We start from the raw sequence: 12,324 nt of genomic DNA on the forward strand, positions 1-12,324 counted from the left end.
GCAACTCATCTGAAGGAGAAGCATGTTCGAGCTGCCCCGACGCGTCCTGTTCGGTGCCGCCTACTACCACGAGTACCAGCCGTACGAGCGCCTCAAGGACGACCTCGACCTGATGGCCGAGGCCCGCTTCACGGTGATCCGCGTCGGCGAGTCGGTGTGGTCCACCTGGGAGCCGGAGAACGGCCGCTTCGACCTCGACTGGCTCCAGCCGGTCCTGGACGGCGCCCACGAGCGGGGCATCTCCGTGATCCTCGGGACGCCGACGTACGCGGTGCCGCCGTGGCTGGCCCGGCAGTACCCGGAGATCGCGGGCGAGTCCCGCACCGGAGAGCGCATGGGCTGGGGCGCCCGCCAGGAGGTCGACTTCACCCACCCCGCGTTCCGCTTCCACGCCGAGCGCGTCATCCGCAAGGTCGTCGGCCGCTACGCGGACCACCCGGCGGTCATCGGCTTCCAGGTCGACAACGAACCGGGCCTGCACCTCTTCCACAACCACGGCGTCTTCCAGCGCTTCACCGACGACCTGCGCGAACGGTACGGCGACGTGGAGACCCTCAACCGCGAATGGGGCCTGGTCTACTGGTCCCACCGGTTGTCCACCTGGGCCGACCTGTGGACCCCGGACGGCAACGCCCAGCCGCAGTACGACCTGGCCTGGCGGCGCTTCCAGGCCCGGCTCACCACCGAGTTCATCGCCTGGCAGGCCGGGATCGTGCGCGAGTACGCCCGCCCCGGCCAGTTCGTCACGACCTGCATCTCCTACGACCGCCAGGGCGTCGAGGACGACCGGCTCACCGAGGCCCTCGACGTCACCGCGGGCAACCCGTACTACACGATGCAGGACGCCCTCGCCCTGCCCGACGTGGGCGGCGACGGGCAGCACTGGACGACCAACGGCACCTGGGCGCTGTACCGCAGTGCCGACCGCATGTACTCCTCCCGGCAGGAGCCCTACCTGGTCACCGAGACCAACGCGCAGGCCATCAGCGGGCCGTGGGACAACCGCCCCGCCTACAACGGGCAGTGGCGCCAGGCCGCCTGGGCGCTGATCTCCCGGGGCGCCTCGATGATCGAGTACTGGCACTGGCACACCCTGCACTTCGGCACCGAGACCTACTGGGGCGGCATCCTCCCGCACAACGGCAGGCCCGGCCGCGTCTATCGCGAACTGGCTTCACTGGGAGGGGAGTTGGAGAAGTCAGGGGACCTGGTCGCCTCCCTCGCCCCGGACGCCGACGTCGCCTTCCTCTACGACGGGCCCAGCAAGTGGGCGCTCAAGGGCCAGCCGCCGCTCGCCGACGCCGACGGAAACCCGGACGGGAGGTCGTACGAGAGGATCTTCGACGCCTTCTACCGAGGCGCCTTCGACGCGGGACTCCAGGCACGCGTCCTGCACCCCGGGCAGCTCGCGGACGCCGATCTGCCACCCCTCCTCGTCGCCCCCGCCTACTACGCCGCCGACGACTCGGTCCTCGACCGGCTCCGCGCCTACGCCGAGGCCGGCGGCCACCTCGTCCTCGGCCCGCGCACCGGCTACGGCGACACCGAGGCCCGGGCCCGCACGGACCTCCAGCCGGGCCGGCTGGCCGAGGCCGCCGGGGTGACGTACGACGAGTTCAGCAACCTTCGCGACCCGCTGCCCGTCACCGGAACGGAGTCCCTCCCCCTCCCGGCCGACGCGCACGCCCTGCACTGGGCGGACGGACTGCGGCCGCGGGGCGCCGAGACGCTGGCGGCGTACACGCACCCGCACTTCGGCCGCTGGCCCGCGGTCACCACGCACCGCCACGGCGCCGGCCGCATCACCTACGTCGGCACCGTGCCCGACCCGGTCCTCGCCCGGGCCCTGTTCGACCGGTACGCCCCGGACGGCGTCTGGCGCCCCGCCCACCCGAGCGTCACGGCCACCTCGGCGACCGCCCGGGACGGCCGCCGCGTGCGCTTCCTGCACAACTGGTCGTGGGACGAGGTGTCCGTGCCGGTGCCCACGGCCGTGCGGGACGTGCTGTCGGAGACCGTGTACGCGGACGTCGTGCCCCTCGGGCCGTGGGACGTGAAGGTGCTTCAGGACGTGACGCCGTAGCAACCGTCCTTTCCGGCCGACGAGTTCCTGCCGCCTCTTCGCTGGGCATCGTGTCAGGGGCGTGGGCCGCGCCGCCCCGGAGGGGGAGCGGGCGGGCCCTGTCGGCCGGCGAAGGGATGGGAAAGCCATGACGTCACCGCTGCCCCCGGGAGAGACGCTCTCGCAGCCGCTGCTGAACCCGCCGGCGTCGGTCGCGGTGTTCCTGGTCGCCACGATCGAACCCGGCGGGGAGGCCGCCGTACGGGAGGCGCTGGGCTCCCTCGCGGGCCTGGTGCGGTCCGTCGGCTTCCCCAGCCCCGACGGCGGCCTCGGCTGTGTCGCCGGGGTCGGATCCCGGGCCTGGGGACGGCTGTTCGACGGACCGAGGCCCGCCGAACTGCACCCGTTCCGCGAGCTGGCAGGGCCCCGGCACCACGCCCCGGCCACCCCGGGCGACCTGTTCCTCCACATCAAGGCCGCCCGCACCGACCTGTGCTTCGCCCTCGCCGCCGAGCTGGTACGGCGGCTGCGCGGCGCGGTCACCGTGCGGGACGAGACACAGGCCTTCGCCTACTTCGACTCGCGCAACCTCCTCGGCTTCGTCGACGGCACCGAGAACCCCGTCGGCCCGCCCGCGGCCGAGGCGGCACTGGTCGGCGAGGAGGATCCCGCCTTCCGCGGCGGCAGTTACGCGATGGTGCAGAAGTACCTGCACGACGTGGACGCCTGGGACGCCCTCGCCGTGGAGGCCCAGGAGAAGGTGATCGGCCGCACCAAGCTCACCAACCTCGAACTCGACGCGCCCGGCTCCCACAAGGACGTCAACACCGTCCTCGGCCCGGACGGCTCGGAGCAGAAGATCCTGCGCTCCGCGATGCCGTTCGGCAGGCCGGGGCACGGGGAGTTCGGCACGTACTTCGTGGCTTACGCGCGCACGCCCGGGATACCCGAGACGATGCTGCGCAAGATGTTCCTCGGCGGGCCGGGCTCGGGGCCCGACCCGCTGCTGGACTACTCACGGGCCGTCACCGGCAGCCTGTTCTTCATACCCCCGGCGGACTTCCTGGAGGCCTTGCCCGAGGGCTGACGGCCTCAGGTCGCCAGGGCTCGTTCAGACGCGTTCCAGCGGCCGGTGCGGTTCGGCGGGGAGCCGCACCTCGATGGAGTCGCCGGGACGCACCACGCCGCCCTCGCGCACGACGCTCATGATGCCCGCCTTGCGCACGATCCGGCCTGCCTCGTCACGGCCGACGACCTGCTTCAGCAGCCCGTCCTGGAAGGCGTCGATCTGGACGCACGGGTTGCGCAGGCCCGTCACCTCCACCACCGCGGCCTCGCCGATGTGCAGAAGGGTGCCGGCCGGGAGGCCGAGCAGGTCGATGCCGCGTGTGGTGATGTTCTCCCCGAGTGCGCCGGGAGCCACCTCGAACCCGGCGTCCGCGACCTCGGCGAAGAGCTCCTCGTGGATGAGGTGCACCTGGCGCAGGTTCGGCTGGGTGGGGTCCTGGAGGATCCGCGAACGGTGCTTGACCGTCACCCCCGCGTGGATGTCGCCCTCCACCCCCAGCCCCGCGAGCAGGGTGATGCTGTCCCGGTTCGGCTTGGTGAACGAGTACTCGCCGTTGCTGCTGACCGCCGTCACCGTCGCGCTCATGCCTTCGGCCCCCTTCCGTTCGGCAAAGATCCTTCAGGAGCCTAGCCGGTCGGCGTCGTGGCCGTCCGTTCTCCGGCGGACGGGAACCCCGGCGACCGCAGGACCCGGCGGCCGGCGTCCACCGCGAACACCTCGCAGTTCTCCCGGGCCGCCGCCCACTCGACGCCTTCGGCGCCCAGCGCGAAGGCCGCCGTCGCGACGGTGTCGGCCTCCGTGAGGGTGGGGGCGACGACCGTGAGGCTGAGCAGCCCGGTCGCCGGGCGGCCGGTACGGCCGTCGACGATGTGGTCGCCGCGTTCGTAGCGGGCGGACGTCGCGACGGCCCGGTCCGTGAGGTCCAGGACCGTGCACAACCGGTCGGCGTGCTCGGGATGCCGTACGCCCACGCGCCAGGGCCCGCCGACGGCGACCACGTCACCGCCCGCGTTGAGGCAGAAGCGCCGCGCCCCGGCCGCCGCCAGCAGCTCCGCGCCCTTCTGCACCGACCAGCCCTTCACCACGGCGCAGGGGTCGAGACCGCGTCCCGGCAGGCGTACGTCGAACGCGCCCCCGGTCGCGACCCGGTACTCCTCGCACAGGTCCAGGACCTCGCGCAGCGCCGGGCTCGGCTCGGACACCTCCCCGCGGTCCAGCCGCGACACCTCGCTGTCCGGCCGGAACGGGCTGAACCGCGCGTCGACCTCGTGCAGCCAGGCGAAGAGGCCGTCCACCGCCGCCTCCGGGAAGCCCTTGTCGTCGATCCGGACCGACACCGGGAACCCCATCACGTGCTCGACGCGCCGCATCCCTCAGCCCTTCGCGTCGATGGCGGCCTGGAGGGACTCCTTGTAGCCGTCGCTGGTGATCGTGGCGCCGGACACCGTGTCGATGTCCGCGCTCTGCGCCTGGAGCGTCTCCTCGATCAGCTTGGGCACGGCGGCCGTGGTCTGCGGATGGTCCGGCTGCTGCAGCATCCGCACCGAGGCGATCTTGTCGCCGTCGAAGGTGACCTCGACCTGCACCGGGCCCTTCTCGGTGTCGAGGGCCGAGCCCTTCACGACCGTGGTCGTGGAGCCCCCCGACGAGGAGGCCGAGGGTGTGGAGGCCGGAGCTGCGGCCTCGGTGGCGGTCGACGACGACCCGGTGTCCTGGGAGGGCGCGTAACGCCAGACCGGGATCAGGCCCGCGATGCTCAGGACGAGGACGGGTATGGCTCGCTTCACGACAGTCTCCTCGTCATCCGGCCAGGCTGAAGCGTTCGAAGTGGATCTGCGCCTTGGGCACGTCGAGTGCGCGCAGGCTGCCGAGCACCGCGTTCATCATCGGCGGCGGGCCGCACAGGTAGACGTCCCGCCCGGCGACGTCCGGCACGAGACGGGCCAGCTCCCCGGGCGCCAGCCGGTCCGGCACGGCAGGTCCCGTCACCAGGTGCAGCTCCGCGCCCTTGGCGTGCGCGAGGTCGCGCAGTTCGTCGTACAGGACGGCGTCCTGGTCCGTGGCGACCCGGTAGATCACGACCGCGTGGCCGTGCAGTTCCTCCAGCAGGGCCCGGATCGGCGTGACACCGACGCCGCCCGCGATGAGCACGGCGTCCGGGCGGGTGCGGTGCAGGGTGGTGAAGGCGCCGTAGGGGCCCTCGGCGAACACGCGCGTGCCCACCTTCAGGTGCCGCAGGGCCGCGCTGCCGTCGCCCGCGCGCTTGGCGGTCAGCCGGAGGGTACGGCCGTCCGGGGCGGCGGACAGCGAGAACGGGTTGGCCTGCCACCAGCGGTCCTTCGTCAGGAACCGCCACAGGAAGAACTGCCCGGCCCGAGCGGGCAGCCGGTCGAGGTCGCGGCCCGTGATGTAGACCGAGACCACGTTGTCGTTCTCGGGTACGACGGCCGTCACCCGCAGCCGGTGACGGAGGTTGCGCCACAGCGGCAGCACCAGACGGCCCGTGAACACGGCGGCGAGGGCCACGCCCCACACGGCGTACCAGTACGTCTTCGCCGCGGACGACGAGGCGAACGTCGTACCGGCCGCGACCTGGTGCGTGAACGCCAGCACCACCGCGACATAGGTGTACAGGTGGATGAAGTGCCAGGTCTCGTAGGCCAGCCGGCGCCGCGCGGAGCGGGCCGAGACCACACCGACCACGATGATGATCGCCAGGGCGGTGATCGCGCGCAGCACGCCCTCGACGGTCTCCGCGAGGTCGACCAGCTGGTTCACCGGGTCAAGAGACGACGACTGGGCGTAGCCGAAGACGATGAACACCGCGTGCGCGAGCAGCAGCCAGAGCACCGAGAAGCCGGTCCAGCGGTGCCAGGACGTCAGCCGGTCCATGCCGATCCGCCGGTCGAACCAGGGCAGCCGGGCCACCAGCAGCAGCTGGAACGCCATGAGCAGCGAGCCGTACAGCCCGGTCAGCCGGCCCAGCACGATCAGCGTGTTCGAGGCGAAGCCGGCCTGGACGAAGAACACGGCCACCACGACCGCGTTGGCGAGCAGCAGCGCGTACAGGCCGGTGCGCCCCACCACTCTGGGGCGCACGCCCGCGCGGGTCGCCGCGGGAGGTTCTTGGAGGGTCGTCACGGTCGGCAGCTCCTTGATCGGATCCTGGGATACCGAGCTTGTCGCCAGGGAGCTGTCGAAATACTGTCGCTCGACTTTCAAGTGATTATCGATCCCGCGGCGAAGCCACGAGCGGCTAGGGAGGCGCAGGCCACGTGAAGCACTATGAGCGGGTGGAAAAAGTACGCCTCCTCGTCGTCGACGACGACCCGCCCATCGCCGACCTCGTCGCGACCGTCGCCCGCTACGAGGGCTGGGACGCGGTCACGGCGTACACCGGCGAGGACGCGCTGAAGCGGGCCGCCGAGTTCCACCCGGACATCGTGGTGCTCGACCTGATGCTGCCCGGCGTGGACGGCTTCGGTGTCCTGGACCGGCTGCGCGCCTCCGGGACGATGGTGCCGGTGGTGTTCCTCACCGCGCGCGACGGCGTCGCCGACCGGGTCGCGGGCCTGACGCGGGGCGGCGACGACTACCTGGTCAAGCCGTTCGCCGTGGAGGAGCTGATGGCCCGGCTGCGGACCGTGCTGCGGCGCAGCGCCGGCCCTGCCTTCCAGCGGTCCGTGCTCCAGGTCGGCGACCTGACGATGGACGAGGACACCCGCGAGGTGCGGCGCGGTGAGCGGCTGCTGTCGCTGACCCCGACCGAGTACGAGGTGCTGCGCTACCTCATGCGCAAGTCGCCCACCGTGCTCACCAAGGCGCAGATCCTCGACCACGTCTGGGAGTACGGCTTCGGCGGCCGCTCCAACGTCGTCGAGCTGGTCGTCAGCCGGCTGCGCCGCAAGCTCGACGAGACGGACGACGGCGGCACGCCCCTGATCCACACCGTGCGCGGCTTCGGGTACGTGCTGCGGCAGGTCTCCGAGTGATCGCCCGGCTGCGGAGCACCTACCGCAGGATGCGCCTGGGCACCCGGCTGGCCCTGGGCCTCGGCGCCCTGGCGCTGGTGGTGTTCGCCGTCGTCGGGACGGCCCTGACCACGTACATGCGGGACTACCTCTCGGCCCAGCTCGACACCCAGCTGGCGCAGGCCCAGATCGCCCAGTCCAAGAGCATCGCGGACTACGGAACGCTCTCGGGCAAGAAGTACTACAGCTGGTTCTACGCCGTGTACGACGTCTCGCACGGCACACCCGAGCTGCGCAGGCCCGAGGACCCCGCCGACCTGCCGGAGGACGTCGACGATTTCACCTCCCTGGCCCGGGCACAGACCGCCGCGCACACGGAACTCCTGCGCACCGAGCACCTCAAGGGCGCCGGCTCCTACCGGCTGCGGGCCTGCCAGGTCGAGCCCGGGGTCGTCCTGGTCAGCGCCGCGCCCATGGAGGACATCGAGGACACCGTCGGGCAGCTCATCACCATCCAGGTCGTCGCCTTCGGGGCCGCGCTGCTCGCGCTGGTCGTCTTCGGCCGCAGGACATTGCGCCGCGGACTGAAACCGCTCAGCGACATGGCGTCCACCGCGCACGGCATCGCCTCGCACGACCTGACCGAGTCGGCGGCCCGGCTGCCGCTGCGCGCCGACGGCCGGGACGGCGGGCCCGAGGTGGACGAACTGCGCACCGCCTTCAACACGATGCTGGAGCACATCGACCACTCCCTCGCCGTGCGCGCGGAGGCCGAGCAGCGGCTCCGCCGGTTCGTCGCGGACGCCTCGCACGAGCTGCGCACCCCGCTGATGTCGGTACGCGGCTACGCCGACCTCTTCCAGTACGCCGCCGCCAACGCCCCCGAGGAACGCGACCGGCATCTGGCCCGGCTGCGCGCCGAGGCCGCCCGGATGGGGGTCCTCCTGGACGACCTGCTGCTGCTCGCCCGGCTGGACGCGGCGGAGGTGGAGGAGCCGCTGCGGCTGGAGGACGCCGACCTGGTCGAGTTGGTGTGCCAGGCCGCTGACGCCTTCCGCGCGGGCCGCCCCGACCATCCGCTGACCGTGCTCGCGGGACCGCGGCCGGTGCGGCTGCGGATGGACCCGCTGCGCATCCGGCAGGTCGTCGACAACCTCCTCACCAACGCCGCCGTGCACACCCCCGCCGGGACGAAGGTGTCCGTGGAGGTGTGCCTCGCGCCCGGCTCGGCCGAGGTGCGGGTCGCCGACACCGGTCCGGGCATCCCGCCCGACGACCGGGCCCGGGTCTTCGACCGCTTCTACCGCGTCGACAAGGCCCGCAGCCGCGACCGCGGCGGCAGCGGCCTCGGCCTCGCGGTCGCGCAGTCCCTGGTCGCGGCCCACGGCGGCCGCATCGAGCTGGACAGCGAGCCGGGGGCGACGGTGTTCACCGTGCGCCTGCCGATGCAGGGGGAGGGGGTCACGGCCGCCCCGGGACCGGAGAACACCGCGGTCTAGACTCGTCCGGCACAGCGCGTACGACCATGGCCAGAAGTCTCCGCCAACCCGAAGGGGCCCCGGCGCCTTGATACGGATCGAATCAGTCACCAAGCGGTACCCGGACGGCACGGTGGCGGTCGACCGGCTCTCCATGGAGATACCCGACCGCTCGATCACCGTCCTCGTCGGACCGTCGGGCTGCGGCAAGACGACCACCCTGCGGATGATCAACAGGATGGTCGAACCGAGCGAGGGAACGATCCTCCTCGACGGCGAGGACATCCAGCGGCAGCCCGGCACCGCCCTGCGACGCTCCATGGGCTACGTCATCCAGAACGCCGGGCTCTTCCAGCACCGCACGATCGTCGACAACATCGCGACCGTGCCGCGCATGCTCGGCTGGGGCAAGCAGAAGGCCAGGGCCCGGGCGGCCGAACTGATGGAGCGCGTGGGCCTCGACGCCGCGCTCGCCAAGCGGTACCCCTACCAGCTGTCCGGCGGCCAGCAGCAGCGCGTCGGCGTGGCCCGGGCGCTCGCCGCCGACCCGCCGGTGCTGCTCATGGACGAACCGTTCTCGGCGGTCGACCCCGTGGTGCGCAAGGTCCTCCAGGACGAACTGCTGCGCATCCAGGAAGAGCTGGGCAAGACCATCGTCTTCGTCACCCACGACATCGACGAGGCGATCAAGCTCGGCACGATGGTCGCCGTGCTGCGGGAAGGCGGCCGGCTCGCCCAGTACGCACCTCCCGCCGAGCTGCTCTCCGACCCCGCCGACTCCTTCGTCGAGGACTTCCTCGGCGCCGACCGCGGCATCCGGGGCCTGTCGTTCTTCCCGTCCGCGGGGCTCACGCTGACCACCGACCCGGTGATCCGGGTCGACGCCACCGCCGAACAGATCGCCGCCCCGGACGCCCCCTGGCTCCTGGTGACCGACGCGGACGGCAGGCCGCTCGGCTGGAGCGCGCCACAGGATCTGACGGCCGGTGACATCAGGCCCGACCGGCTCCTGTCACACGGGCGGCCGTTCGTGCCCGGCACCGACTCGCTGCGGGCCGCCCTCGACTGCGCGGTGCTCTCCCCGACCGGCTGGGCCGTCGCCGTGGACGCCGGCGGACGGGTGACCGGAGTGGTCGCCCAGCAGACCATCGGCGAGGCGATCCGCAGCGCCCACGAGGCCCGCCGCGACGGCGCGGACGAGCGCGACGACGAGGACGAGAAGGTCGCCGGATGAGCGACTACCTCCACGACTTCTTCGACATCCCGAGCGACCTCCAGCACAGCTGGTTCGGGCTGATCGGGCTGCACCTGAGGGAGGCCCTGCTGCCGGTGGCGGCCGGACTGCTCCTGGCGCTGCCGATCGCCCAGCTGTGCGTGCGCTTCCGCTGGCTGTACCCGCCCGTCCTCGGCCTGACGACCGTGCTGTACGCCATCCCGTCCCTGGCGTTCTTCGTCGTCCTCATCGACTACACCGGCCAGACCGAGCTCACCGTGATGATCCCGCTGGCCGTGTACAGCCTGGTGGTGCTCGTCCCGGCGATCGTCGATGGGGTGCGCTCGGTGCCTCCGGAGACCCTGGCCGCCGCGACCGCCATGGGCTTCGGGCCCGTACGGCGGTACTTCCAGGTGCAGTTGCCGATCGCGGTACCGGCGATCATCGCGGGCCTCAGGGTGGCGACCGTGTCGAGCATCTCCCTCGTCAGCGTCGGCATGCTCATCGGCAACCAGGGCGCGCTCGGCAACCTGCTGCACGACGCGCAGATCTACAACCGGCCCGAACTCACCTGGAACTCCGTGATCACCACGGCGCTCCTGGCGATCCTCGTCGACGCCCTGCTGGTCCTCGTCCGGGTGCTGCTGACGCCCTGGATGCCGAGCGGGAGGGCCCGTCGCAAGCCGGCGCCCGCCCTTGAGGAAGCCGCCCGGTGAACGTACTCGACTTCGTCAACGCGTTCTTCAGCGACAGCGCCCACTGGCAGGGCTACGACGGCATCCCCGCGCGGCTCGGGGAGCATGTCCAGTACACCCTGGAGGCGCTGCTCCTCGCCGCCGCGATCGGACTGCCGATCGGTCTGGTCACCGGGCACTACGGGCGCGGCGGCAACGCCCTGTCCCTGGTCGCCACCGCCGGGCGGGCCCTGCCCAGCTTCGGTCTGCTGGTGCTGATGACCACCCTGCTGGGCTTCGGGATGCTGCCCGTGATGATCCCGCTTGTCATCCTCGCCGTCCCGCCGATCCTGGTCACCACCTACGAGGCGATGCGCTCCGTCGACCCCTCGCCGGTGGACGCCGCCCGTGGCATGGGCATGCACGAGTCCCGGATCCTCTTCCAGGTGGAACTGCCGGTCGCCCTGCCGCTGATCCTCAGCGGTCTGCGCTCGGCGGCCATCCAGATCGTGTCGACGGCCACCATCGCCGCGTACGTCAGCCTGGGCGGCCTCGGCCGGTACATCGTCGACGGCCTTTACCAGCGCGACTACGAGAAGGTGGTGGGCGGCGCGACGCTCGTGGCCGTTCTCGCGCTGGTCACGCTCGCGCTGTTCTGGGCGGCGGCCCGGGTCGCGGTGTCGCCGGGTGTGCGCAGGAGATGACGCCAATTGGTGACCGGTCCGCACTTGACTGACCGAATATCCGCTGGCTTGGATCAGTGGGTGATGATTACACGGAAGAGCAGCACCCGGTCCATATCGAGGCACCCCGGCGCGGCAGCGGTCGCGCTGGCCGCGGCGGCAGCTCTTCTCGGGGGCTGTTCCTCCGGCGGCACCTCCGACGACCCGCTCAAGGGCGGCGGTGCGGAGGGCGGGGCCGTCGTCGTCGGCTCCAACAACTTCGCCGAGTCCATCCTGCTCGCCGACATCTACGGCGAGGCCCTCAAGTCCAAGGGCATCAAGGTCACCTACAAGCCCAACATCGGCAGCCGCGAGACCACGTACGGCTTGATGAAGAACGGCAGCGTCACCGTGCTGCCGGAGTACAACGGCTCCCTGCTGGCCTACCTCGACGCCAAGGCCAAGCCGAAGACGGTCGAGGAGACCACGACGGCCATCAACGGCAAGCTCGACTCCAAGCTGGAGCTGCTGAAGCCGTCGGCCGCGCAGAACAAGGACTCCGTGACGGTCAACGCCGAGACCGCGAAGAAGTACAAGCTGACCTCGGACTCGTCCATCGCGGACCTCAAGGACGTCGCGGGGGACCTGGACTTCGGCGGCTCGCCGGAGTTCCAGACCCGGCACCAGGGCCTGGTGGGCCTGAAGTCCGTGTACGGCCTCGAGTTCAAGTCCTTCAAGTCCCTCGACGCGGGCGGTCCGCTGACCCAGACGGCGCTGAAGAAGAACACCGTGCAGGCCGCGGACCTCTTCACCACCGACCCGACCATCGCCCGGGACAAGTTCGTCGTCCTGAAGGACCCGGAGAACCTCTTCGGCTTCCAGAACGTGCAGCCGCTGGTCCGCAAGGGCGAGCTGTCCAAGGAGGGCGCCGCGGCACTCGACGCGGTCTCCGCCAAGCTCGACACGAAGGCCCTGCTCGAACTGGACACCCAGGTCCAGCTCGAGAAGAAGGACCCGCTGGACGTCGCCAAGGCCTGGCTGAAGTCGCAGGGCCTGGCCTGACACTCCGGTCCCGGGGGCCCGGGGGGGGGCCCCCCCCCGCGGCCGCGCGGGGGCCCGCGGGGGGGGCGGGCGGCGCGGCGTGCTGGGGGGTGACGCCGGCCAGGGGGGCCCGGGCCGCGACCCGCGCCCCCGG

At 71.7% G+C, this 12,324-nt stretch carries 12 protein-coding genes; 8 read left to right on the forward strand and 4 right to left on the reverse strand.

Annotated features, from left to right (window positions below; translation table 11 throughout):
- Nucleotides 1-22 precede the first annotated feature (22 nt).
- Both ACFZBT_RS37700 and ACFZBT_RS37705 read left to right on the forward strand, forming a co-directional pair.
- The gene (locus tag ACFZBT_RS37700; RefSeq protein WP_391114004.1) at nucleotides 23-2,083 is read left to right on the forward strand and encodes a beta-galactosidase; all 2,061 of its coding nucleotides are present in this window, start codon (nucleotides 23-25) and stop codon (nucleotides 2,081-2,083) included.
- Nucleotides 2,084-2,210: 127 nt separating this feature from the next.
- The gene (locus ACFZBT_RS37705; protein WP_391114007.1) at nucleotides 2,211-3,149 is read left to right on the forward strand and encodes a Dyp-type peroxidase; all 939 of its coding nucleotides are present in this window, start codon (nucleotides 2,211-2,213) and stop codon (nucleotides 3,147-3,149) included.
- A 24-nt stretch (nucleotides 3,150-3,173) separates the two neighbouring features.
- Here ACFZBT_RS37705 and ACFZBT_RS37710 read toward each other — a convergent pair whose 3' ends face one another.
- The 4 genes from ACFZBT_RS37710 to ACFZBT_RS37725 are packed head-to-tail and all read right to left on the reverse strand — an operon-like array spanning nucleotide 3,174 to nucleotide 6,272.
- Nucleotides 3,174-3,716 (reverse strand): MOSC domain-containing protein, encoded by a 543-nt coding sequence (locus ACFZBT_RS37710; RefSeq protein WP_391114010.1) that lies wholly within the window; start codon nucleotides 3,714-3,716, stop codon nucleotides 3,174-3,176.
- 41 nt (nucleotides 3,717-3,757) lie between these two features.
- A complete protein-coding gene (locus ACFZBT_RS37715) occupies nucleotides 3,758-4,501 on the reverse strand; it encodes an FAD:protein FMN transferase (protein ID WP_391114013.1) in 744 nt (247 codons plus the stop codon).
- Between the two features lie 3 nt (nucleotides 4,502-4,504).
- Nucleotides 4,505-4,918, reverse strand: a complete 414-nt coding sequence (locus ACFZBT_RS37720) for an FMN-binding protein (protein WP_391114016.1) — start codon at nucleotides 4,916-4,918, stop codon at nucleotides 4,505-4,507.
- A 13-nt stretch (nucleotides 4,919-4,931) separates the two neighbouring features.
- Nucleotides 4,932-6,272, reverse strand: a complete 1,341-nt coding sequence (locus tag ACFZBT_RS37725) for a ferric reductase-like transmembrane domain-containing protein (RefSeq protein ID WP_391114018.1) — start codon at nucleotides 6,270-6,272, stop codon at nucleotides 4,932-4,934.
- A gap of 152 nt (nucleotides 6,273-6,424) precedes the next feature.
- Between ACFZBT_RS37725 and ACFZBT_RS37730 the strand changes: the two genes are divergently transcribed.
- The 6 genes from ACFZBT_RS37730 to ACFZBT_RS37755 all read left to right on the forward strand — a co-directional run bounded on the left by ACFZBT_RS37730 (nucleotide 6,425) and on the right by ACFZBT_RS37755 (nucleotide 12,191).
- Complete coding sequence (locus ACFZBT_RS37730; protein WP_391114035.1) at nucleotides 6,425-7,123, forward strand: response regulator; 699 nt, start codon at nucleotides 6,425-6,427, stop codon at nucleotides 7,121-7,123.
- Nucleotides 7,120-8,601, forward strand: coding sequence for an ATP-binding protein (locus ACFZBT_RS37735; protein ID WP_391114021.1), 1,482 nt, complete (start codon nucleotides 7,120-7,122; stop codon nucleotides 8,599-8,601). The genes ACFZBT_RS37730 and ACFZBT_RS37735 overlap by 4 nt, the downstream gene beginning before the upstream one ends.
- Nucleotides 8,602-8,668: 67 nt before the next feature.
- Nucleotides 8,669-9,814: an ATP-binding cassette domain-containing protein gene (locus tag ACFZBT_RS37740; protein ID WP_391114023.1), complete on the forward strand. Its 1,146-nt coding sequence runs from the start codon at nucleotides 8,669-8,671 to the stop codon at nucleotides 9,812-9,814.
- On the forward strand, nucleotides 9,811-10,509 hold the full coding sequence (locus tag ACFZBT_RS37745; RefSeq protein ID WP_391114026.1) for an ABC transporter permease subunit: 699 nt from the start codon (nucleotides 9,811-9,813) through the stop codon (nucleotides 10,507-10,509). Before ACFZBT_RS37740 ends, ACFZBT_RS37745 begins: the two co-directional genes overlap by 4 nt.
- A complete protein-coding gene (locus ACFZBT_RS37750; RefSeq protein WP_391114029.1) occupies nucleotides 10,506-11,171 on the forward strand; it encodes an ABC transporter permease subunit in 666 nt (221 codons plus the stop codon). The genes ACFZBT_RS37745 and ACFZBT_RS37750 overlap by 4 nt, the downstream gene beginning before the upstream one ends.
- A 63-nt stretch (nucleotides 11,172-11,234) precedes the next feature.
- Complete coding sequence (locus tag ACFZBT_RS37755; protein WP_391114032.1) at nucleotides 11,235-12,191, forward strand: glycine betaine ABC transporter substrate-binding protein; 957 nt, start codon at nucleotides 11,235-11,237, stop codon at nucleotides 12,189-12,191.
- Nucleotides 12,192-12,324 lie beyond the last annotated feature (133 nt).

The sequence above is a fragment of the Streptomyces sp. NPDC008137 genome, from assembly GCF_042957035.1.
Taxonomy (GTDB): domain Bacteria; phylum Actinomycetota; class Actinomycetes; order Streptomycetales; family Streptomycetaceae; genus Streptomyces.

Coding starts and splice junctions, on each gene's coding strand:
- ACFZBT_RS37700 (WP_391114004.1), top strand. CDS start 23: ATGTTCGAGCTGCCCCGACGCGTCCTGTTCGGTGCCGCCTACTACCAC.
- ACFZBT_RS37705 (WP_391114007.1), top strand. CDS start 2,211: ATGACGTCACCGCTGCCCCCGGGAGAGACGCTCTCGCAGCCGCTGCTG.
- ACFZBT_RS37710 (WP_391114010.1), bottom strand. CDS start 3,716: ATGAGCGCGACGGTGACGGCGGTCAGCAGCAACGGCGAGTACTCGTTC.
- ACFZBT_RS37715 (WP_391114013.1), bottom strand. CDS start 4,501: ATGCGGCGCGTCGAGCACGTGATGGGGTTCCCGGTGTCGGTCCGGATC.
- ACFZBT_RS37745 (WP_391114026.1), top strand. CDS start 9,811: ATGAGCGACTACCTCCACGACTTCTTCGACATCCCGAGCGACCTCCAG.
- ACFZBT_RS37755 (WP_391114032.1), top strand. CDS start 11,235: ATGATTACACGGAAGAGCAGCACCCGGTCCATATCGAGGCACCCCGGC.